The organism is Microbulbifer sp. ABF4_107, assembly GCF_056312215.1.
This window is the reverse complement of record NZ_CM149983.1, coordinates 2,525,222-2,547,666: the sequence shown is the minus strand read 5'-3', so window position 1 is coordinate 2,547,666 and position 22,445 is coordinate 2,525,222. Positions and strand designations below refer to the sequence as shown.

Annotated in this window: 18 protein-coding genes and 3 tRNA genes; 8 read left to right on the top strand and 13 right to left on the bottom strand. The window is 57.8% G+C overall.

Going from position 1 to position 22,445, the window contains the following annotated elements; all coding sequences use genetic code 11:
* Positions 1–84 precede the first annotated feature (84 nt).
* From ACYX4K_RS10555 to ACYX4K_RS10540, 4 genes are all read left to right on the top strand, one after another.
* On the top strand, positions 85–2,706 hold the full coding sequence (locus ACYX4K_RS10555) for a TonB-dependent receptor (protein ID WP_475092165.1): 2,622 nt from the start codon (positions 85–87) through the stop codon (positions 2,704–2,706).
* Positions 2,707–2,806: 100 nt separating this feature from the next.
* Positions 2,807–3,814, top strand: a complete 1,008-nt coding sequence (locus ACYX4K_RS10550; protein ID WP_475092166.1) for a cupin-like domain-containing protein — start codon at positions 2,807–2,809, stop codon at positions 3,812–3,814.
* Between the two features lie 254 nt (positions 3,815–4,068).
* Positions 4,069–4,785, top strand: coding sequence for a SapC family protein (locus ACYX4K_RS10545; protein WP_475092167.1), 717 nt, complete (start codon positions 4,069–4,071; stop codon positions 4,783–4,785).
* A 97-nt stretch (positions 4,786–4,882) separates the two neighbouring features.
* Entirely contained in the window at positions 4,883–5,914 is a 1,032-nt protein-coding gene (locus tag ACYX4K_RS10540; protein WP_475092168.1) for a sulfite exporter TauE/SafE family protein, read from the top strand.
* A gap of 73 nt (positions 5,915–5,987) precedes the next feature.
* Here the strand turns inward: ACYX4K_RS10540 and ACYX4K_RS10535 are convergent.
* The 11 genes from ACYX4K_RS10535 to ACYX4K_RS10485 all read right to left on the bottom strand — a co-directional run bounded on the left by ACYX4K_RS10535 (position 5,988) and on the right by ACYX4K_RS10485 (position 14,747).
* Positions 5,988–6,062, bottom strand: a tRNA-Gln gene (locus tag ACYX4K_RS10535).
* A 39-nt stretch (positions 6,063–6,101) separates the two neighbouring features.
* Positions 6,102–6,178: transfer RNA gene (locus ACYX4K_RS10530), tRNA-Met, on the bottom strand.
* Positions 6,179–6,315: 137 nt separating this feature from the next.
* Positions 6,316–7,230 carry a DMT family transporter gene (locus ACYX4K_RS10525; RefSeq protein ID WP_475092169.1) on the bottom strand — a complete coding sequence of 305 codons (915 nt, stop codon included), beginning with the start codon at positions 7,228–7,230 and terminating at the stop codon, positions 6,316–6,318.
* Between the two features lie 133 nt (positions 7,231–7,363).
* Complete coding sequence (gene ychF, locus ACYX4K_RS10520) at positions 7,364–8,455, bottom strand: redox-regulated ATPase YchF (protein WP_475092170.1); 1,092 nt, start codon at positions 8,453–8,455, stop codon at positions 7,364–7,366.
* Between the two features lie 67 nt (positions 8,456–8,522).
* Positions 8,523–9,122 carry an aminoacyl-tRNA hydrolase gene (pth, locus tag ACYX4K_RS10515; protein ID WP_475092171.1) on the bottom strand — a complete coding sequence of 200 codons (600 nt, stop codon included), beginning with the start codon at positions 9,120–9,122 and terminating at the stop codon, positions 8,523–8,525.
* Positions 9,123–9,154: 32 nt separating this feature from the next.
* A complete protein-coding gene (locus ACYX4K_RS10510; RefSeq protein WP_475092172.1) occupies positions 9,155–9,787 on the bottom strand; it encodes a 50S ribosomal protein L25/general stress protein Ctc in 633 nt (210 codons plus the stop codon).
* A gap of 202 nt (positions 9,788–9,989) precedes the next feature.
* Positions 9,990–10,922 carry a ribose-phosphate pyrophosphokinase gene (locus ACYX4K_RS10505; protein WP_475093932.1) on the bottom strand — a complete coding sequence of 311 codons (933 nt, stop codon included), beginning with the start codon at positions 10,920–10,922 and terminating at the stop codon, positions 9,990–9,992.
* Between the two features lie 210 nt (positions 10,923–11,132).
* A tRNA-Gln gene (locus ACYX4K_RS10500) sits at positions 11,133–11,207 on the bottom strand.
* Between the two features lie 21 nt (positions 11,208–11,228).
* Complete coding sequence (gene ispE / locus ACYX4K_RS10495; RefSeq protein ID WP_475092173.1) at positions 11,229–12,119, bottom strand: 4-(cytidine 5'-diphospho)-2-C-methyl-D-erythritol kinase; 891 nt, start codon at positions 12,117–12,119, stop codon at positions 11,229–11,231.
* 83 nt (positions 12,120–12,202) lie between these two features.
* On the bottom strand, positions 12,203–12,874 hold the full coding sequence (gene lolB / locus ACYX4K_RS10490) for a lipoprotein insertase outer membrane protein LolB (protein WP_475092174.1): 672 nt from the start codon (positions 12,872–12,874) through the stop codon (positions 12,203–12,205).
* Complete coding sequence (locus ACYX4K_RS10485; RefSeq protein WP_475092175.1) at positions 12,858–14,747, bottom strand: tetratricopeptide repeat protein; 1,890 nt, start codon at positions 14,745–14,747, stop codon at positions 12,858–12,860. The genes lolB and ACYX4K_RS10485 overlap by 17 nt, the downstream gene beginning before the upstream one ends.
* A 420-nt stretch (positions 14,748–15,167) precedes the next feature.
* On the opposite strand from ACYX4K_RS10485, the gene hemA reads away from it, so the two are divergent.
* Genes hemA through ACYX4K_RS10465 form a run of 4 tightly spaced genes read left to right on the top strand, consistent with a single transcriptional unit; the run spans position 15,168 to position 19,336 of the window.
* Positions 15,168–16,484 (top strand): glutamyl-tRNA reductase, encoded by a 1,317-nt coding sequence (gene hemA, locus ACYX4K_RS10480; RefSeq protein ID WP_475092176.1) that lies wholly within the window; start codon positions 15,168–15,170, stop codon positions 16,482–16,484.
* Positions 16,484–17,569: a peptide chain release factor 1 gene (gene prfA, locus ACYX4K_RS10475; RefSeq protein ID WP_475092177.1), complete on the top strand. Its 1,086-nt coding sequence runs from the start codon at positions 16,484–16,486 to the stop codon at positions 17,567–17,569. Before hemA ends, prfA begins: the two co-directional genes overlap by 1 nt.
* Before the next feature lie 5 nt (positions 17,570–17,574).
* Entirely contained in the window at positions 17,575–18,405 is an 831-nt protein-coding gene (gene prmC / locus ACYX4K_RS10470; RefSeq protein WP_475092179.1) for a peptide chain release factor N(5)-glutamine methyltransferase, read from the top strand.
* Between the two features lie 22 nt (positions 18,406–18,427).
* Positions 18,428–19,336, top strand: coding sequence for a cation diffusion facilitator family transporter (locus tag ACYX4K_RS10465; protein WP_475092181.1), 909 nt, complete (start codon positions 18,428–18,430; stop codon positions 19,334–19,336).
* Positions 19,337–19,339: 3 nt separating this feature from the next.
* Here the strand turns inward: ACYX4K_RS10465 and ACYX4K_RS10460 are convergent, their stop codons facing one another.
* Both ACYX4K_RS10460 and ACYX4K_RS10455 read right to left on the bottom strand, forming a co-directional pair.
* The gene (locus tag ACYX4K_RS10460) at positions 19,340–20,881 is read right to left on the bottom strand and encodes a succinylglutamate desuccinylase (protein ID WP_475092182.1); all 1,542 of its coding nucleotides are present in this window, start codon (positions 20,879–20,881) and stop codon (positions 19,340–19,342) included.
* A 111-nt stretch (positions 20,882–20,992) separates the two neighbouring features.
* Positions 20,993–22,348 (bottom strand): MATE family efflux transporter, encoded by a 1,356-nt coding sequence (locus ACYX4K_RS10455; RefSeq protein ID WP_475092183.1) that lies wholly within the window; start codon positions 22,346–22,348, stop codon positions 20,993–20,995.
* Positions 22,349–22,445 lie beyond the last annotated feature (97 nt).

The following is a 22,445-nucleotide window of genomic DNA, read 5'->3' as shown; positions in this document are numbered from 1 at the left end:
TGACAGCGCTATCATTTGGCGGTACAAGGTGAATAAAAGTTTCTAACCAAACCTTTATATCTATAAAAAAGGAAGGGGAAATCGATGCTTAAGCGCAACAAACTCGCTCTCTCGATCAGCGCAGCTGTACTGAGTGGTGGCCTGATGGCTCCGCTGGCAGTTGCTCAAGAAGACGCTCTGGAAGAGATTACCGTTACTGGTATTCGCGGATCTCTGATAGATGCCACGGCAGTAAAACGCAACTCCAATAGCATTGTCGATGCTATTTCTGCAGAAGATGCCGGTAAATTTCCGGATAAGAATATCGCTGAATCCCTCTCGCGCATGACCGGTATCACCGTCAGCCGGGATTTCGGCGAAGGTGAAAAGGTCTCTATCCGCGGTGCCGGTCCGGACTACAACCGCACCACGCTGAATGGCCAGAGCGTAGCGACTTCCGACTGGTTTATCCTAGATAACCCGGCGCGTAGCTTTAACTTTTCTCTGTTGCCCTCCACGCTGATTAAAACTCTTTCTGTGGCGAAAAGCCCAGAGGCTTCTCAGGACGAAGGTTCGCTCGGCGGTACCGTCAATATTGTCACCTATCGTCCGTTTGACCTGGATGCCAACAGTGTCTCCTTGGCTGTGGAAAACACCTATTCCGAAGCCTCTGGAGAAAATGAGCCGAGTGCGTCCGGTCAGTATTCCTGGAAAAATGACAGCGAAACCTTCGGCGTGTTGGTATCTGCAACTCACCAGGAACGCACCGTCAAGCGCTCCGGATTCGAGGTGCTGGCTTGGACCGACGATAGCACCCCTGGCACCATGGTCCCTGACCTGATGGGTTCGCCGGTGTTCCAGCAGGAGCGTGTGCGCGATACCTTCTACCTGTCCACCCAGCTCCGTCCTACCGACGAGCTGCAGTTCACCCTGGATGTTCTGGACACCACCATGGAGTCCAATAACGGCAATGCCAACTGGATGATCCGGACCAGCGATGTTGCGGGTAATGTGGACGATATGGTTGCCAATGGTGAGCTGAGCGGTAATACCGTCGTCGCCCACGCGGGTACCGGCACTGCTCTGCTGAACTGGATTAACCGCCAGTCTACCTCTGAGTCCCAGTCCTATACTCTGACCGCGGAATACGCTACCGACGCTTTCAGCCTGACCGGTGTTGTGGGGCAGACCAATGCGGAAGGCGGTACCCTGCGCGAGACTTCCTGGGAATATCTTGCCACCAACGCCGATTACTCTTTCGACCTGCGCGACCCATCTCTGGATATTGATCCAGCTCCGGTTGAAGGCGATCAGTACGCGCCGGGCTGGATCTGGGGTGGCGAAAAGCCGACCACTGATGAGGAAACCTATTTCCAGGTTGACCTGGAGCTGCCTATCGAAGCGGCTGCTTTCCACACCTTCAAGACCGGCGTCAAGTACCGCCAGGCCGAGCGCACACAAGGTCGCGTTGCTTACAGCTGGCACGGCCCGGGCACCATGGCCGGCAATGAAGATCTCGCCGCCAATTACCTGGCCTATATCTTCGCGCAGTGCCCCAATCTCGAGAGTTGTGGCCTGAACTCCGGCGGTATTGACGAGGTGAACACTCCCGTAACTGGCAACTCCACCACTGTAATTGCGCAGATGCAGGACGTGATGGAGCAGATCGCCTTTAGTGGGCTCGGCGGTGTGAATGCGGATTACGCCAAGCACCTGAACCTGCCGGAGATCTGGGAGGTTGAGGAAGATATCGTGGCGCTGTATGCGCAGGCGGATTTCGAAAATGGCGGCTTCCGCGGTAACGTGGGTGTGCGCTATGTGACTACCGATCAGGCCTCTTCCGGCTATAGCTTTAGTAGTGAAACCTGGGGTCTCGCGACCTTCGATCGCGAATGGCTGACACCGGCCCACCTTGAGTGGGTAACCCAGAATAATGACTACAGCGAGTTTTTGCCTAGTGTTAACCTGGCCTACGACCTGAACGACGATATGGTGCTACGTGCATCTGCCGCCCGCGTTATGGCGCGTCAGAACTGGAACCAGATCTCTCCCTACGAGACTTTTGGTTCTCTGGATGTTGCCGACCCGCAAGGTCAGGCCGGTAACCCGATGCTGAAGCCGTTTATTGCCAACCAAGTGGACTTTGCCTACGAATGGTACTATGGCGACGTATCTAATTTCGCTGCTACTTTATTCTTCAAGGACAACCAGACCACCCTGGAGCGTGAAACTTATACTTCACCGCGTTTGAATGAAGCGACTGGCACTATGGTCGATGTCGACTTCGACCGCCCGGTAAATGGTGTCGGCAGCTCGGTGAACGGTATCGAACTGGCAGTGTTGCACGACCTGGGTAACGGTTTCGGTGCCCAGGCCAACTACACCTACACCGACACCGGTGATCGCGAAGTGATTGGTATCTCTGAGCATAGCGCCAACCTGATGGGCTACTTTGAGAACGAGACTTTCGGTGCGCGCCTGATGTATAACTATCGTTCCGACTGGAGCAATGGCTTCCACTGGAACAACTATCCGCTGTCTACTTCAGCGTTTGGCCAGTGGGATGCGAGCCTGTCTTACAACATCACTGATAATGCCCAGCTGACTCTGGAGGCCGTTAACCTGGCCGACGAAGAAATTGAGCAGTTCAGTGAAACCAATGATCGCATGACGTCTCTGTATCAGAACGGACGCCGTTTCGTGATCGGTGCACGCTACAGCTTCTAAGGAGTCTCTGTTAGAGCTGTAACGAGTAGTATGAAAGCCGGGCTTATGCCCGGCTTTTTTGTTTTTCTGCAGCAGCGAGCCAGAGTTTATTGGGGGAGATATGCCGGAGATCGAGGTGATCCAAGCCTGTGATCGCGTGACGTTTGAAAATGAAATTGTTCCACGGAATGAACCGGTGGTATTTCGGGGAGTTTGTGCACATTGGCCGATCGTGCAGTGTGCGGCCGAGTCTGTGGATGCGCTAGCGGGGTATCTGAAACAAAAAGCGGCCCCGGGAAAAATCTGGATGCTCGAAGCTCCTGCAGCGTCGGGGGGGCGTTTCTTTTATTCCGATGATTTTCGAGGCTTCAATTTTTCGCGCAAGGTGGCGACGTTTGACGATTTTGTTGATCGCTTGCTGGCGGCACGCGGACAATCGGAATCGCCGATTCTCTCGATTCAAAGTGCTTTTCTTGATGAGTACTTTGATCGAATCGATCACGAGCATCGGATAAGTTTATGTGGGGACAATGTAAGGCCGAGGATCTGGATTGGAAACCGGACCGTGGTTGCTACACACAATGATGATTCCGAAAACATTGCCTGTGTTGCTGCAGGTCTGCGCCGGTTCACATTGTTTCCTCCTGAGCAGCTTCCTAACCTGTATATAGGGCCGCTAAACAAGACCCCGGCGGGAACACCGGTGAGTATGGCTTCACTCACGTCACCTGATCTAGAGCGTTTCCCTAAGCTACGTGAGGCTCTGGCTCACAGCTATGTGGCTGAGCTAGAGCCTGGTGATGCGATTTACATACCTACCTTGTGGTGGCACCACGTCGAGGCACTCAGTGAATTCAATATATTGATCAACTTCTGGAGTGGCGGCGCCATTGCAGGAGAAAAAGGAGTAACACCTCAGGATGCGTTGTTGTTAGCGTGTCTGACCATAAAGTCTCTGCCGGTGAAGGAGCGGGATGCATGGAAATCATTTTTTGACCACTATATTTTTGGAGTTAATGGTGATCCGTCTGCGCATATACCTGACCCTCTGAAGGGGGTGCTAGGTGAAATTGGCAGTGATGAGGCGCAGGCGCTGAAAAAGTGGCTGGTTAAACAGTTGTCTATATAAACCTGTATTCTGCAGGCATTCTCTCAGCGAGTATTTGTTTTCACTACTGGTCTGGGGGCGAGCGCAGTCATAGGCGCTGTCCGGTTACATCGCGGCTCACAGCAAGCGTGCTTGCAGGATTAGGCTGTCTATTAGGTTACAAAGAGACTGGCAACCTTCTGAATAGTGGTGTAACTTTTTGCTTCCCTTTTCAAGTATAAAAAATATACTAAGCGGGTTTTTTAGAATAACTTCCAATTTGAATAAGGTGTTGTATGGCCACTGTAGAAGCCCCAAAAATCGTACCTCTGCGCAGCGACGTTCACGGCAAGCTGAAAGTCCGTGAGTTGGGGACCTTTGAGCACGTCAAAAACGCACATATGGTGCCGGTTACTGCTCACGAATTCGCCCGCCTGGGTGCGGAGTATCCGATTGTTTTCGTCAAGAACTCCGATTCCGGTCAGTTCCAATCTGTTGCGCTGTTGAGCCTGAAAGTAGGCGAGAACCTGTTTGTTGACGGCGAAAACTGGAAAGGTGTTTTCGTTCCTGGTGCTGTGCGCAACCATCCTTTCGTTCTGGCCCCTGCCGGTGACGACAAAGAAAAGCTGATGGTTGGACTGGTTGAGAACAGCCCGGTGGTTGGCGAAGAAGAGGGCAATGCCCTGTTCAACGAATCCGGTGAAGAGTCCGAGTACCTGAAAGCCAAGAAAGAGTCTCTGGTGGGCTATCTGGAAAGTGACCAGATGACCAAAGCGTTCATCACCATCCTGGCCGAGAAAGACCTGCTGACCACCCAGAACGTTGCTGTTAACGCTGGTGGTGAGAAGATCAACCTGACCGGTATTTACATGGTTGACGAGAAGAAACTGGGCGAGCTGAGCGAAGAAGACTTCGCCGACTTCCGTAAGCGTGGCTTCCTGCCGCCGCTGTACGCGCAGCTGAGCTCCATGCATCAGTTCTCCCGTCTGGCCAAGATGCAAGCCGGCGCCTGATTAGCTTATAAGTCAGGCTGCGAGCCGGGTAGGGCGTCTTTCGTCGCCTCCCGGCTTCCGGGGCCTCACCACTGAGGCCCCAATTTTCCTTCCTGTTATGTCTCTCAAGCACTATTCCCCCTGGTTCGCCTTCCTCGGGCTGTTTTACGCTCTTTGGGGGCTTGTGGTACTTTCCCAGAATTATCTGCCCTTAGTCGCCGAACACTGGCCCATGGCCCTCTCCATGGCCATCGGCAGTTACGCCGCCGGTTCTACCCCGATGGGTGGCGGTACCGTGGGCTTTCCCGTGCTGGTATTACTCTTCGATATGCCCGCAAGCCTTGGCCGGGACTTCAGCTTCGCGGTGCAGTCCATCGGTATGGTCAGCGCCAGTATCTTTATCCTCTGTCGCCGACAGGCACTCGCCTGGAGTATGTTGCGGGGTGCCATGATCGGTGCACTGATCGGTACACCACTGGGCATTCTGTTTTTATCCCCACTGATCCCGGAGCTGTGGATAAAACTGGTGTTTGCGGTGATCTGGGGCAGCTTTGGTCTGCTGCACCTGTACCGGCTGCGGGAGATCACCTCTCATTCCGGACATGGCGCTAATACTTCGGCGCGGGATTTCCGTCTGGGCCTGGTGGCCGGTTTTTGCGCCGGTGGTATGGCGGCGGCGATTACCGGGGTGGGGATCGATATGGTGATCTACGCACTGCTGGTATTGCTGTGCAGAGTGGACCTCAAGGTGGCGATTCCCACCTCGGTGATCATCATGGCATTTACCTCGCTGGTGGGTGTGGCGGTGAAAACGGTCACCGGCACCTGGCAGCCGGGCGTGCTGGGCAACTGGCTGGCCGCCGCGCCGGTAGTGGCGCTGGGTGCGCCATTGGGGGTCTTTGTGGTGGGATTAATCGGCCGCAAGCCGACACTGCTGGTGGTGGCTGTTCTGTGTATTGGTCAGTATCTGTGGACCGGCTTTACCGAGCGCGAGACTCTGGGCCTCTGGGGAATGGCGATATTTGCTGCTGCGGTGCTGGTGTGCCTGCTGGGTTTTGAGTGGCTGCGTAGGAAGGGGAATGCGGCTGCGGGGTATGCATCGTCGCCTTCCTCTGTTCCACCGGGGGAGCTCCGGGGGTCGATCGCCTGATCTTTGGAAGTTGTGCTTATTAGTGCTGGGCAATAAAAAAGGCGATCTCTCGCGAGATCGCCTTTTTTATATATGGCTGGGGTGGAAGGATTCGAACCTTCGCATGACGGGATCAAAACCCGCTGCCTTACCGCTTGGCTACACCCCAGTAAAGGTGCTGTGAGTCTGGTTTCTCACAGAGGGAAAATGGTAGCAAGGGGGAGACTTGAACTCCCGACCTCAGCATTATGAGTGCTGCGCTCTAACCAGCTGAGCTACCTTGCCACTGAAAGTCTCGGCTAACCGAGGGCGCGCATTATCGGGCGACCTCGTAGGGCTGTCAATACTTTTTTAGTAAATTAATCAGTAAGTTACGTGAGCGGGCGGGCGACGTTCATTTTGTTGTCAATATGTCTACGGGATCAGCGGCCGCGCCCAATGGCTGCCAGCAGGGAGCCCATAACGACGGTAAACGCGCCAACCCAGCTGATCCAGTTCATGGGCTCTACTTCAATATAGCCGGGCCACAGGGCGCTGATCACTGCGCTGAGCGCCAGGGTCATCAGCGGTACCAGGGCGAGGGTGGCGCTGACTCGGGAGGCCTCCCAGGCGGCCATGGCTTTGGCGAAGGCGCCATAGGCGATCAGGGTGTTGGCGGTAAGGAATAGCAGTAGAGCCCAGCCAAGCCAGTCCAGTTGCAATGCACTGGTGGGGTGGGAAATGGGCAGGAAGCACAGGCTGCCCGCCACATAAATCATCATTAGCAGGTTCTGCGGTCGTGACTCGGCGACGATCTTCTTCTGAAAGAGCCCGTATACCGCCCATGTCACAGCGGCGACCACCACCAGGCCCACTCCAATCAGATACTGTTTGTCCTGGCCCTCCAGCAGCTCGCTGATACGCAGGTTGAAGAACAGCGGCAGGCCGATACACACCAGTCCCACACCCATCCACTGGCGCGCTGAGAAGCGCTCTCCGAGCCAGAATACGCTGAAGATCAACAGCAGCAGCGGTGCCAGCTGGATCAGTACCTGCAGGGCGCCGGGGGTGATGTAGTTGAGGCCGGTGGCGTAGGCGATGTAATTGCCGAGCAGGCCACCTACGGCAAGCAGGGTATAGGGCAGCAGGCGACCACTGAGCAGCTTTTTCAGCTCCAGTTCCCGCCGCCAGCCGTACCAGGCACCGGCAAGCAGCGCCGCACCAAAAAAGCGAAACCAGGTGACGGTGGTGGAATCCATATCCTCGATCAGACCTTTCATGGCGATGGGCAAGAGCGCCCACAGAAAGGCGGTAGTCAGGGCGAGGGGAAGGCCGACTCTCCAGTTGGATTGGTACATGGCAACCTTTGGTAACGGTGGTGCGGTGAGAGGATCGCGGGTAGCGGATCGGGATCGAAGGGAGCGCTTTTGGCGCTCCCCCTGAAAGTCTGCGAGTAGTCAGGCTAGATTAGCCGGGAAGGGAAGGCAGGCGTTAGACGTTGAAACGGAAGTGCACTACGTCCCCGTCGGCAACCACGTACTCCTTGCCTTCCAGGCGCCACTTGCCGGCCTCTTTGGCACCGGCTTCGCCCTTGTTGCTGACGAAGTCGTCGTAGCTCACTACTTCTGCGCGGATAAAGCCCTTCTCGAAATCTGTATGGATCTTGCCCGCTGCCTGCGGCGCGGTGGCACCCAGGGGGATGGTCCAGGCGCGCACTTCTTTTACACCAGCGGTGAAGTAGGTGTGCAGGCCCAGCAGTTCGTAACCGGCGCGAATAACGCGGTTCAGGCCCGGCTCGTCCATGCCCAGCTCTTCCAGGAATTCCTGTTTTTCATCGTCGTCGAGTTCGGCGATTTCGGACTCCAGCTTGTTGCAGATGGGGACCAGTACCGCGTTTTCTTCCGCGGCGATGGCGGCCACAGCATCCAGGTGTGGATTGTTCTCGAAGCCATCCTCATCCACGTTAGCGATGTACATGGTGGGTTTGACGGTGAGCAGGCTCAGTTCGCGCAGGCCTTCCAGCTCGTCGTCGGAGAGACCGAAAGAGCGCAGGGGTTTGGCTTCATCCAGGTGCGGCTGAACTTTTTCCAGCAGCGCTTTCATTTTGATTGCGTGCTTGTCCTGGCCCTTGGCGGCGCGGGTGTAGCGCAGCAGTGCCTTTTCCACGGTGTCCAGGTCGGCCAGTGCCAGCTCGGTGTTGATCACCTCGATGTCTGCCACCGGGTCCACCTGGTTGGCCACGTGGATCACGTTGTCGTTTTCAAAGCAGCGCACCACGTGGGCGATGGCGTCGGTCTCGCGGATATTGGCGAGGAACTTGTTGCCGAGGCCCTCACCCTTGGAGGCGCCGGCGACCAGGCCCGCGATATCGGTGAATTCCATGGTGGTGGGAATCAGCTTCTGCGGCTTGACGATTTCTGCCAGCTTGTCGAGGCGCGTATCCGGTACCGGTACGATGCCCGCGTTAGGCTCAATGGTGCAGAAGGGGAAGTTTTCTGCATCGATGCCCGCTTTGGTCAGGGCATTGAACAGGGTGGATTTGCCCACGTTGGGCAGGCCGACGATGCCGCAAGTAAAACCCATGGTCTGAATCCTAATAATGTGTTCGTGTTGTGATCGGGGCGCGGATAGTGCTCCCGAAAAAAGGCTGCTATTTGGCGTTGGTGTGCAGTGTTTTCATCGCGCCGTTCCAGTCACCAGCGGCGGCGGTGGGCATAACGTCCACGGCGCGGTCGATGGCTTCCGCCAGCTGGTCCTGTTCGGTGCGGGGCGCGCGCTGCAGTACGTAGTTGGCCACGTCGCGGGCATTACCCGGGTGGTCGATACCGAGGCGCAGGCGCATGAATTCACGATTGTTCCCGAGGGCGCTGATGATATCGCGCAGGCCGTTATGGCCCCCGTGTCCGCCACCTTTTTTCAGGCGCGCGGTGCCGCAGGGCAGGTCCAGCTCATCGTGAGCGACCAGAATGGCTTCGGCGGGAATCTTGAAGAAGTTCGCCAGCGGGCCCACTGCCTGGCCGCTGCGATTCATATAGGTGGTGGGAATCAGCAGGCGGATATCCTGCCCGCCGATTCGTACCCGGCCGGAGTGGCCGTGGTACTTGCTGTCTGGCGCAAGCTGGGTGCCGTGGATACGGGCCAGCTCGGAGACAAAGTCGGCTCCGGCATTATGTCGCGTCCGGTCGTATTCTGGGCCTGGATTTCCCAGGCCCACAATCAACTGGATGGGCGTGTCCGGAGCCTTGCTCAAGGTACTGTTACCTTACCTGGAGAAAAGCCGGCTTATGCTTCGCCGGACTCTTCGCCTTCTGCATCTTCAGCGTCGGCTTCAACAGCGCCGCGCGGCTTGTGTACAGAGGCAACAACCAGGTCGTGGTCTTCACCGTGCGCCAGATCTACAGACTCAACACCTTCCGGCAGTTTGATGTCGGAGATGTGAACGGTGCCGTCCAGTTCCAGGTCAGCCAGGTCAACTTCGATGAACTCAGGCAGCTTGGAAGCCGGGGCATTGATGTCCAGCTCGTTCAGGGTGTGAGAAACGATACCGCCAGCCTTAACGCCTTTACAGGTGTCTTCGTTCAGGAAGTGCAGCGGCACTTTTACGTGAACTTTGGTGTTGGCGGAAACGCGCTGGAAGTCAGCGTGCAGCAGGATGGCTTTGGCCGGGTGACGCTGCAGATCGCGCAGGATCACGGTCTCGTCTTTACCGTCGACGCTCAGGGTCACAACGGAAGAGAAGAAGGATTCGCTTTCCAGTGCTTTGAACAGATCTTTCTGCAGCAGAGCGATGGATTGCGGTTCCGCTTCGCCACCGTAAATGATGGCCGGAACTTTTGCTTCCTCACGACGCAGGCGGCGGCTCGCACCTTTCCCTTCGTCGCTACGGACGTTGGCGTTCAATTTAAAATCAGACATTGGGAAAACCTCAGGTTGTCTGTCCAGAAGGACCTGCGACCGGTACCCTCTGGCGTTGCTATAAGCTGGGCAGAATCTATTGAAACGCCCAATAGTAAACGCCCGGCAGTACCGGGCGGGCGCGTATTCTAAGGGGAAGCGCTGGGGAATGCCAGCGCTTAAAGGCGGGATCTTGAGGGGGGAGCTCTTAAGAGCGGAACCCTTAAGACCTGAACATTGCCGACAGGGATTCTTCGTTGCTGATGCGGCGCATGGATTCGGCCAGCATTGCAGAGAGGGTCAGCTGACGAATTTTCGGCGCTTTCTCCATCTTGTCGCCCAGGGGGATGGAGTCGGTGACTACCAGTTCATCCATTACCGAGTTGTTCAGGTTGTCGATGGCTTTGCCGGACAGTACCGGGTGGGTACAGTAGGCCACAACCTTTTTGGCGCCGTGTTCTTTCAGGGCGCTGGCGGCGTTGCACAGGGTGCCGGCGGTGTCGACCATGTCGTCCACCAGCAGGCAGGTACGGCCACTGACTTCACCGATGATGTTCATCACTTCCGCCACGTTGGCGGCCGGGCGACGTTTGTCGATGATCGCCAGGTCGCAGTCCAGGCTCTTGGCCACAGCGCGGGCGCGCACAACACCGCCGATGTCCGGGGAAACTACCACCAGATCTTCGTAACCCTGGCGCTCGATGTCGTCCAGCAGTACGGAGGAGCCGTAGACGTTATCCACAGGTACGTCGAAAAAGCCCTGGATCTGCTCGGCGTGGAGGTCGACGGTCAGAACGCGGTCGATGCCCACGCTCACCATCATGTCGGCCACAACCTTGGCGGAAATCGGTACACGCTGGGAACGTACGCGGCGATCCTGGCGGGCGTAGCCGAAGTAGGGCACAACCGCGGTGATACGGCCGGCGGAGGCACGGCGCAGGGCGTCTACCAGCAGGATCAGTTCCATGATGTTGCGGTTGGTGGGCTGGCAGGTGGACTGCACCACGAATACGTCGCGGCCGCGCACGTTATCGGTGATTTCCACGGCGATCTCACCGTCGGAAAAGCGCTTAACCACCGCCTCTCCCAGCGGTATCGCCATATGCTCAACAATCTTTTGTGCCAGTTCCGGGTTTGCGTTGCCGGTGAAGACCATTAAGTCAGCCACTGCGAGTACCTTTTTCGTTGGGAGTAGAAGATAGTAGTGAAATTCAGGTGAGTTTCGGAGCGAGAACTGCTTGCAGGGTAGTGTGATGCCGTTTCATTGGGCGACCATTGGTGCAAGTATCTGGTTAAGGCGTGTTCCGGCAGGGCCGGAGGCTCCGTCTGTATCCGCGAGGTTGGGATACCTATAAAAAAGGAAATGTGGCTGGGGTGGAAGGATTCGAACCTTCGCATGACGGGATCAAAACCCGCTGCCTTACCGCTTGGCTACACCCCAGCAATGTTGCAGATAGTCAATTTAGACCGTTGCTGCAAATTTCGCGAGTTGCCGGTGAGCGGGTGATTCATCCACTCCTTTGGCAACAAAACCTTGCCACCCTTCAGGCCGTGCATTTAACACCGCCTGCGCCGTGCTTTCTGATTCGAATCCGGCGAATACACAAGCGCCGGTTCCCGTCAGATATGCCTTGGCATGTTGCGCAAGCCACTCTCTGGCCTGCTGCACCTCGGGGTAGAGGTCTTCTACTAATGGCTGAAAATCGTTACCGGCATATTCATCGAGCCAGTGTGTGTTCAGCCGCCTGTCGCGAAGGGCCGCTAATGTAATTGCGGCAGAATCTCTTGTCAAACGCGGATCGGAAAAAAGCGCCGCTGTACTGACGTGGCAGGCGGGGGTGAGCACCAGGTACCAGCGCGGCTCTATGGAAACAGTGGTCAATCGTTCGCCGACGCCCTCGGCGAAGGCGGAGCGACCACGCACGAAAACGGGAATATCCGCGCCCAATTGTCTGCCCAACTCCGCGAGCGTATCCAGATCGAGGTTGCACTGCCACAGGTGATTCAGGCCGAGTAACGCGGTTGCTGCGTCACTGCTGCCACCGCCGATACCGCCTCCCGCAGGCAGAGATTTGTCGATGGAAATTCGAGCTCCGAGATCCATGTGACCACTGGCTTGTCTGAGCAGCTCGGCCGCTCGATACACCAGGTTCTGTTCCGCGGGTATGTTGATCGCAGGGCAGTGCAGGTGAATCTGGCCGTCGCTACTGGCGCTAAAACGCAGGGTGTCACCAAAGTCCAGCAACTGAAATACCGTTTGCAGCTCGTGATAGCCGTCGGAGCGACGCCCGAGGATACGCAGCATCAGGTTGAGTTTGGCAGGTGCTGACAGTGTCAGGTGAGAAGTGGGCATGACGAATGAGGGGCGATAGCAAAAACGGCGGTCAGTTTACCAGCCGCCGTTCTTGTTGTGTGTATGGTTTGCGCGCGCAGCGTTTAACGCGGGCTCCACTCTTTGATCACCACCGTTACACTCACCGGGCCAGCGGCGTTATTGGTTTCCGCTTTGATCTTTCCGGGAAGTTTGTAAGGGCCCACAGACTGGTAACCACTGAAACTCAGTGCCCAGCCGGCTTGCTGCAGGCTTTGTAGCAGTCCCTGTGCATTCTTCTGTTGCCCGCTCACCGCGCCGGGTGCAGCCAGGCCGCGCACCCAGTAAAACATCTCCGAAACTGGCAGCGGCCAACCCATGATCTGTTCAGTGAGCTGCGCGGGATCCGAAGCAAACACGGCGGGATCACTGCCGCGCTGCAGGCTGACGCCTCCTGGCGATCCGCTGATTGAGGTTGCACCGGCACCGAGGGGCCCGCTCAGGTGAATGCGGTAATTGGCCCTGTCCGCTTGTTGCCAGACCAGGTTGGCACTGCCATTTTCTTTTGGCGAACGCACGCCCATTTTGCCCTTGGCTTCCCATCGCTGCAGCGCGGACGCAGACGTCTGCTGCTGAGTGGTGGGTTCACTCGGTTGCTGGGGTTGCGGCTTTTGAGCACTACAGGCCGCCAGTGTCAGTAGTAGTGATGCACCGATTAGTTTCAGAGCGCGACACGCGCCCTGGGGCAAGCTCATTGAACGATAAGAGGCAGAGAGAACGTCAGCTTTCCGTAACATGCTGTTCCAGTCTTTGTTGATCCTGCAGCCGCTGCATGGCTTCCGGGATTAGTTTATTTTCCGGGTGTTTCTGCAATCCCTGTTCCCATACCTGCATCGCCTGCTGGCGATCGCCTTGCGCCCAAAGCGCTTCACCCAGGTGCGCAGCGATTTCGGGATCCTGTAACAGGCTCAGGGCTTTTTGCAGGTATTGCACCGCTTCGGAGTGGTTGCCCAGGCGGTGATGCGCCCAACCCATGCTGTCGATAATCGCGGGGTCTTCCGGGCTCAGCTCCAATGCCTTGGTAATCAGCACCATCGCTTCTTCCAGGCGGTGGTCGTAAGAAAGCAGTTTATAACCCAATGTATTCAGGAGATTCGCATTATCCGGGTCGCGAGACAACAACTTGCGCAAACCCTGTTCAAAGTTTTCCACATCGCCTAACTGTTCACTGGTCATCGCGTAGGCGTAGATCAGGCGGTTGCTGTCTTCATTTTTTGAAATGGCACCACTCAACAGGCTTTGCGCTTCCTGAACATACCCATGCTTGGTCAGCAATTCGGTTTCAAGAAGGTAGAACTGTTCTTCTTGTGTGGGGTGGCGCTGGCGCAATTCGGCAAACCACTGGTTTACCGCATCCGTTTGCCCATGCGCGGCGAGCAGGCTGGTGCCGCGGGTAATCGCCTGCACATAATCGCTGCCCGGCCGAACCATGCGGTAGTGGGTTACGGCTTGCTGCGGGTCGGCGGACTGTTCGGCGATACCGGCCAGATAAAAATGTGCGGCAGATTCGTGTTCTTCCTGGGCCAGCAGCGTTTCCAGCAGAGGTTTTGCGTCATCGTATTGCTTGGTTTCGTAATGGATGAGCGCCAGTGAAAGGATTAGGTTGCTGTCGTTGGGACGCTGCTTCACCAGCTCCGCAAACTGTTGCTCGGCCAGCTCGAGGTCCTGGCGTATCAGCAGACGGGCATACTGCAGGCGCAGGCGACTTTCCTTGGGATACAGTTCCACCAGATTTTCCAGCAGTCGTCTCGCTTCGCGCTCGCGTCCCATGTCAATCAGCGCGTGGGATTCCAGTAGCGGTGCGTCCAGATTGGCGGGATCGCGTTCCTGCACCTGGCGGGTGACCTGAAGTGCTTCTTCCGAGCGGTTGTTGGCGCGCAACACCATGGCAAGGGCCAGGGAAACTTCAGAGTTGCCGGGATACTTTTGCGAAAGCCGCTGGAATTCCGGCAGCACTTTTGCTGCCAGCTCTTCGTTGTCAACGGCAGTGGCTGCAACGGACTGAAGTGGCGCATCGCCACCCAGTTCGAGCGCGCGTTCCGCGTGGTGCAGTGCTTCATCCAGTTTGCCGGCCAGCGTCAGCTCCGCTGTTGCGGCCAGCTGGGCTTCGGCACTTTCCGGTTCGAGTTCGACCCAGAGTACCGCCGAGCGCAGAGCGGCGCGGCGAGCATTCAGGTAGCGGGCTATGCGGGTGGCCCGTGCGGCAACCCCGGCATCTTTGGTGCGCTCGGCCTGAAAGTAATAGTTGGCAAGTGCCAGGTCGTATTGCTCCCTGTTGCCCGCCACTTCCGCGACCAGAAGGGTGTAAAAGGTCTCGATGGGAAATGGCTTGGACTTGTTGTCGGCCACCGCTTCTTCGGCGGTCGGTGATGTTTCTCTGGCAGTGTCTTGTGCCCTGGGCCCTGCAGGATTGCCTTCTTCTGCTGATTTGGCTGGCGCTGGAGCGGGTGCTGCCGAGGCTTCAGCCTCCCAGGCGGACTGCCAGTCCGCCTGGCCTGATTCGCTCGACTGGTGTGGCTGCTGGCTACAGGCGCACAAGATAGCGATGGACGCCGCGGTGGCCGCGAAGCGCAGCGGGCGGTGGCGCTGCGTGGAACCGCCCGTTTCCATGGCTGTACTCAACCGCGAGCGTGAGTGATTCCGGGCATATAAAAAGGGAAAGAAAAGCTGCATAGAAACGTGTCCGTACGTTCGCGTCTCCTGTGAACTCCAGTGGGCCGGGGTGTGCCCCGGGCGCGCTGGAAGCGATGCCAATCCGGCAGAGGAGACGCCTTTTGGCGTATTTTTCCGGGTTATCGCCGTATAATTCTAGTTCTGAATTCGCCCCCCTGTTGTCCCTGGACCAGATTCAGCGGCAAAGTCAGCATCTATTTATACCGGGTAGAGCCAGATTGGACCGGGGGTGTTAACTGAGAGGTGCTATCAGGCAGATAGCCGCAATCCACTTGCACCAGCCGCAGTGGGCCCGGACAATGTGCGGCCTTTTTGTGCCAGGTGCACCGCCGTATCTGGAAGAGATGACGAGAACTTATGCCAATCCTTGCTCTGGGAATCAATCACGATAGCGCACCGGTGGCGGTGCGCGAGCGGGTGGCCTTTGCCCCGGAAGTGATGCCCAGTGCCTTGGCCGAAGCGCGGATTGCCCTCGAATGCCCGGAACTGGCCATACTTTCCACCTGCAATCGCACCGAAATCTACGGTGAGGCGACTCCCGAGTCGGTGCTGGCCTGGATTGCCGAGTATCACGGGGTCTCTCTCGAAGAACTGACCAGCTGCCACTACCAATTCACGGATGAGTCTGCCGTGCGCCATATGATGCGCGTGGCCTGTGGGCTCGATTCACTGGTACTCGGGGAACCGCAGATTCTCGGGCAGATGAAATCCGCCTACGCGGTGGCGCGGGAGTCCGGCAGTGTGGGTTCTACCCTGCACAATGTATTCCAGCAGGTGTTCTCGGTGGCGAAAAAGGTGCGCACCGAGACCGCGATTGGCGAAAACCCGGTATCCGTGGCCTTTGCTGCCGTCTCCCTGGCATCGCGCATTTTTACCGATTTGCGTGAGCAGACCGCGCTGTTGATTGGTGCCGGTGAAACCATTGAGCTGGTGGCGCGCCATCTGCTGGATAAAGGTGTGAAGCAGCTGATCGTCGCGAACCGAACGCTCAATCGGGCCCAGGCACTGGCTCAAGACTTCGGTGCCGAGGCGATTCTTCTTGCAGATATCCCCGATTACCTGCCCCGTGCGGATATCGTCATCAGTTCTACCGCCAGCCAGTTACCGATTCTCGGTAAAGGCGCGGTGGAAACGGCACTCAAGCAGCGTCGTCACCGCCCCATGTTTATGGTGGATATCGCCGTGCCGCGGGATATCGAACCGCAGGTTGGCAAGCTGGATGACATTTATCTCTATACCGTGGATGACCTGCGCGGTGTAATTGACGAGGGCAAGCGGCTGCGCGAACAGGCCGCCGAAGCGGCTGACGAAATCGTCAGTGACGCCGCTTGCGCATTTATGCGCGAGCACCGCAGTCTGCGTGCGGTGGACTCCATTCGCAGCTACCGTCAGCAGGCCCAGGCGATCAGCAAAGACGAACTGGAAAAAGCACTGATTCAATTGCGCACCGGCGGTGAGCCGGAGCAGCTACTGGAACAACTGGCCCGCTCCCTGACCAATAAACTGATACACGCACCGACGGTGGCACTGCGACAGGCCACCGCCGAGGGCGACATGGAAAAATTACGTCTGGCGCGCCAGATCATTGGACTGAACCCGGACGATACCGGTGCAGATTCCACTACTGAAAATAGCGACGCATCGGACAAGCAGCACAAGAAGAAACTCAAGTAATGAAAGCGTCGGTACAAACCAAGCTCGACAATCTGGTCGAGCGCCACGAAGAAGTTTCCGCCCTGTTGGGGGATGCGGAAATCATCAGTGATCAGGATAAATTCCGCGATCTCTCCCGGGAATACTCCGAGCTGGAAGAAGTGGTCAGCTGCTACAGCCGTTACAAAACCCTGCAGGACGATATGGCCGCAGCCCGCGAAATGCTCGAAGAGAGCGATGCGGAAATGCGTGAAATGGCCCAGGAAGAACTGCGTGAAGCGGAAGCCCAACTGGAGCCTCTGGAAAAAGAACTGCAGACCCTGTTGCTGCCCCGCGACCCCAACGACCGCAAAAATGTCTACCTGGAAATTCGCGCTGGCACCGGTGGTGATGAAGCGGCGATTTTCTCCGGCGACCTGTTCCGCATGTATTCCCGCTACGCGGAAAAGCAGGGCTGGCGCGTCGAGGTAATCAGTGAAAACCCCGGCGAGCACGGCGGTTATAAAGAAATCATCACCCGCGTCGCCGGCGAAGAGGTTTACGCAAAACTCAAGTTTGAGTCCGGCGCGCACCGTGTGCAGCGTGTGCCGGAAACCGAATCCCAAGGGCGCATTCACACCTCTGCCTGCACCGTGGCGGTGATGCCGGAGCCAGACGAGCGCGACGCCATTGAAATCAACAAGGCGGACCTGCGCACTGATACTTACCGCGCATCCGGTGCCGGTGGTCAGCACGTCAACAAAACCGATTCCGCCGTACGTCTAACCCATATTCCCACCGGTATTGTGGTGGAGTGTCAGGACGAGCGTTCCCAGCACAAGAACCGGGCCAAGGCCATGGCGCTGCTGCAGGCCAAGCTGAACAGCGCCCAGGAATCCGCCGCCGCTCAGGAAATTTCCGACGCGCGTAGAAACCTGGTGGGCAGTGGCGACCGCTCCGAGCGTATCCGCACCTACAACTTCCCCCAGGGGCGGGTTACCGACCACCGTATCGGCCTGACCCTGTACAAGCTCGACGAAGTTATGCAGGGTGCGGTGGACGAAGTCATCGGACCGTTGCGCACCGAGTACCAGGCAGACCAGCTGGCAGCCTTGGGGCAGAACTGATTCCCATGGCCACGGTGAAGGAAAACCTGCAGCGCGCAGCAGAGCTCAACGAAAGTGACAGCCCGCGTCTGGATCTGGAAGTGTTGCTCTGCCATCTGTTAGGCAAGTCCCGGGCCTGGCTCTACACCTGGCCGGAACATCCGCTGGAAGAAATTGAACAGTCGAAATTCGATGCGCTGGTAAAACGGCGCATCGCCGGCGAGCCGGTGGCCCACCTCACCGGCAGCCGCGAATTCTGGTCGCTCCCTCTCAAGGTCAATCGCTCCACCCTGATTCCGCGCCCGGATACGGAAGTGCTGGTGGAAGTGGTGCTCGAACGCTGTCCGCAGGCAGAGGCGAAACTCCTCGACCTGGGCACCGGTACCGGAGCGATTGCCCTGGCGCTGGCCAGCGAGAAAAAACGCTGGGCAATTACCGCCGTTGATACCATGCCCGCAGCGGTCGCGCTCGCAGAGGAAAACCGTCAGTTGCTCGGGTTTCACAATGTGGAAATCCGGCAAAGCGACTGGTTTTCTTCCCTGGAGCATCAGCAGTTTGATGTGATTGTCAGCAACCCTCCTTACATCGATACCCAGGATCCGCATCTGCGTGAAGGCGACGTGCGATTCGAGCCCTTGTCCGCTCTGGTTGCCGAGGATCACGGGCTGGCGGATATTCGCAAAATCGCCAATGACGCGCGCGACCATTTCAATCTAAACGGCCTGCTGGCGGTGGAGCACGGCTGGGAGCAGGGCAAAGCGGTGCGCAAGCTCTTTACCGAGCTCGGTTACACGGATGTGGAAACCCGTCTTGATTATGCCGGGCGGGAACGTATTACGCTGGGTACTTACAAATAAGTGCACTCTTGGGAAGGAATCCATGCACGATCACGCTCATCATCACCACGGAAGTGGCCATCTCAAGCCTCTGATCTGGGGGCTCATCATCACACTCGCCTTCGCCATGGTCGAGGCCATCGGCGGCTGGATTTCCGGTTCTCTGGCACTGCTCGGCGATGCCGGTCATATGCTTACCGATTCTTTTTCTCTCGCCCTGGGCGCCATCGCCGCGCTGCTCGCGCAGAAGCCGGCAAGCCGGGAAATGTCGTTTGGCTGGGGACGCGCAGAAGTACTCGCCGCGCTGACCAACGCCGTGTTGATGTTGCTCATCGTTAGCGGAATTTCCGTCGCTGCGTTTGATCGCCTGCACGATCCGCAACCGGTGCAGGGCGGCATGGTGATGGTGATTGCGGCAATCGGGCTACTGGTAAATATTGCTGTGGCCTGGGTGCTGCACCGGGGTGAGCAGACCCTGAATATTCGCGGTGCACTGTTGCATGTCATCGGCGATTTGCTCGGTTCCGTCGCTGCACTGGTTGCCGGTGCGGTCATTTATTTCACCGGTTGGACGCCTATCGACCCGTTGCTTTCGGTACTGATCTGTGTGCTGATTCTGTTTGCCAGCGTAAGATTAATGAGGGATGCGGTAGATGTGCTGATGCAGCGGGTTCCGCGAGAGCTGAGCCTGCCCGTGGTCGGTGAAGCCATTGCGCTAGAGGAGGGGGTGCGCTCGGTCCACGACCTGCATATCTGGCGCCTGGATAGCAGCATGATTTTCCTGTCCGCACATATTGTTGTGGACGATCTGACAGCCTGGCCACAGGTACTGGAACGCTTGCAGGAAACGTTGGAAAAACGCTTTGCGATTCATCACATCACGCTGCAACCGGAGCCGCTGCACCCGGACCCTGTACCGATTATTGATAGGGTGAGCCCGACCAAGGGGTAAGGCTCAGTCCTCCTCTCTATCCTCATCGCGGCCTATCGACGGCTCGTTGCCATTTTTCAGTGGCGTTTCATCGTGGGTTTCATCTGCACTCTCTTTCGCTTCTACCGCCGGGCTTTCGCCGGTGGCGGTGTTACCGGCCTCCACCGACGCGGGCTCTGCTTCTGCAGTAACCTCCTCCGGTGCCGGAATCTGTTCTTCCGGTGCCTGAATACCGATGTGGTATGCGGCAAATCCGGGCTGTACGACCTGATTCATCGCCATCCCGAGAATGCGCCCGTTGTACTGGGAGCGGATTTCCTTGCGCACGTTGGTGATGGGGTTGGTGACGGTGCCGAGAAGGTCTCCCTTTCTGACTGATTCGCCGAGCTCCACTTTACTGAAAATGATGCCTCCGGTGGTGGCCCGCTGCCAGGTGGAATTGTAATAGACGGGCTCAGGGTCTCCCCACAGGCGGAATTTACTCACCATGCCCAGCTGGTTCAGCAGGGTGCGAATGCCTTTTACGCTGTGGCTTACCGAGGGCTCGTCCAGCACCATGGGCGCGCCGGCTTCCAGTGTGACCGTGGGGATACCGGCTTCTACTGCCGCACGGCGCAGGGTGCCCTCGGCGCCGTCGCTGTGCAGCACCACGGTGGAACCAAAGCCTTTGGTGAGTTTTACCACTTTTGGATTCGTCAGGTCGCCGCGCAGCTGCGGCAGGTTGGTGCGATAGAAAGAGCCGGTGTGCAGATCCACAATCGCGTTACAGTGAGTGACTACTTCATCGAAAAACGAGCGCGCGATACGGGAGGCGGATGAGCCCTGCTGGTGGCCGGGGAAGTACCGGTTCAGATCCCGGCGATCAGTGAGATAGCGGGAGCCGCGGTGAAAGCCCTGCAGGTTGACGATGGGTACGCCGATAACTGCACCCTTCAGGGTTTTCGGGTTCAGGTTGTACATCACCCGGCGCACGGTTTCGATACCGTTCAGTTCGTCCCCGTGAATCGCAGCAAACAGGCACAGGGTAGGGCCGGTTTCCGCGCCGTTGACCACCAGAACCGGCGTTGCACTGTAAACCCCTTCAAAGTGCTGGCTGGGGGACCAGGCCAAACGGGTTGAGGTTGCCGGGGATACCTCTGAACCGAGCAATTGCAGCGGCTGGCCGACAGTCACATCTGGTAAGGGCACCGCTTCCTCGAGGGGGTTCTCGGCGGGTGCCTTCGGTGTGGTTTCTGTCTTGGCTTCGGTATCGTCCGCCTGCGGGGGCGTAACCAGTTCCTGTTCACTGACTGGTTTATCCAGCTCGATACTTTTTGCTTTCGGCATCGGCTTTTCCGGCTGCGTATCGGTTTCCAGCTGGTCGTCTAGCTTCAGGTCCGCAGTGGGTGGCGTTTCCTCCTGCGGGGTTTCCACGGGTTGCTGTTCTGTTGCCGCCTCCAGAGGCTGCTGGATTTCCACGGGCTCGCCGTTCTCGTCGGATTCTTCCGCCGGCAGACTTGCGGTATAGCTGGTGAGCGCAAAAAACAGGGACAGACTTGCAGAGAGGCTCAAAGAGCGACGGCGCATGAAAAACTCCATTGCGGGAAAAACAGGTGTCAGGTTGCTGAGAGCGCGAGTATAGCCAATCGGTTCCCGCAGGTTTGCGCGGCATTTGGTGTAATTCAGAAATCGACCGGGTTAGCGGGTGTTTACCAAGGCTTTGCGACTGGTGTGACGCAGGCGCAGGATCAGCAGTAATGCCGCAGTGCCGAGACCGATACAGATGCCCACCCAGTAGCCGTACACCCCCCAGAATTGCTCTCCCAGCCAGTAGGCAGAACCGAGTCCCACCAGCCAGTAGGAAAACAGCTGCAGGTACATGGGCACCCGGGTGTCCTTGTAGCCGCGCAGAGCGCCCCAGGCCATGGCCTGAGCCACGTCCACCAGCTGGAAGGCGGCGGCCAGCAACAGCAGGTTGGTGGCCACGGCAATGATTTCCGGGTTGTCGGTGTAAGCGAGTACCAACAGGTTGCGCAGGCTGATCAGCACGATACCGGTACACAGGGCGTAAATCAGGCCGCTGCCGACGCCGACGATACTGACAAATTTGGCCCGTTTGGGGCGTCCCTGGCCCAATACTTGGGCGGTGCGAATACTCACTGCTTGCGCCAGCGCCAGCGCCACCAGATAGAAAATTGAACCGATACTCAGGCCGATCTGGTGCGCGGCAACGATGGTGGCGCCGTAGGCGGCCAGCAGCAGGGTAAGGCTGGCAAAGAAGGTCACTTCACTAGCAGCGCCAATGCAGATGGGCATGCCCACGGCCAACAGGTGCTTCAGGGTGGGCCAGTGGGGGCGCGGTGGCAGCAGCTTCAGGTTCAGTGCGCGGTAGGCGGGATCGTGACCCGCGTGCCAGTAAAGGGCGATGGCGATACACCAGCACACTATACTGGTGGCCCAGCCACAGCCGGCACCGCCCATTGCGGGAATCGGCCCCCAACCAAATACCAGCAGGATATCCAGGGGAATATTGAGTGCCGCCGCGGCGAGATAGATCCGCATGACCGGCCGCACCTGTGCCATTCCTTCGCAGTAACCGCGCAGGGCGCTGCCAAAGGCAAAGGGCAGGGTGCCGGTGGCCAGTGCCAGCAGATATTGGACCATCACCTTGCGCACCGGCTCTTCGGTCTGGATCCACTGGCTCCAGAGGGGCGAGGCCAGCAGTGCGCCGGCTACCAGTAATCCGCCGATCAGCGCAATCCACACCGACTGGCTCATCTGTCGCGCGCAGCCTGTTTCGTCGCGAGCACCGCGCAGGTTTGCCACCACCGGCGAAACAGCGGCGAGCATGCCGATCAGCGTCACCGCACATACCGCCCAGATACTGGAACCCAGCGCCAGCCCGGCCAGGTCCACCTCGCCGGACTGGCCGGCAACGATGGTATCGGTGACGCCCATGCTGACCACCGCCAGATTGCTCACAACCAGAGGCCCACCCAAATTGGTGAGGTGGCGCAGCTCCGTGGCTGTGGCGCGTTTGTAGAGTCTGAACATGGATTTGGTATGGGTAAAAGATAGAGGCTGGCTAAACTGATCGAACTCGGTTCGGGACAGCGTGTAAGAATCCACTGTCTCCGGCGACCAGTCTTCA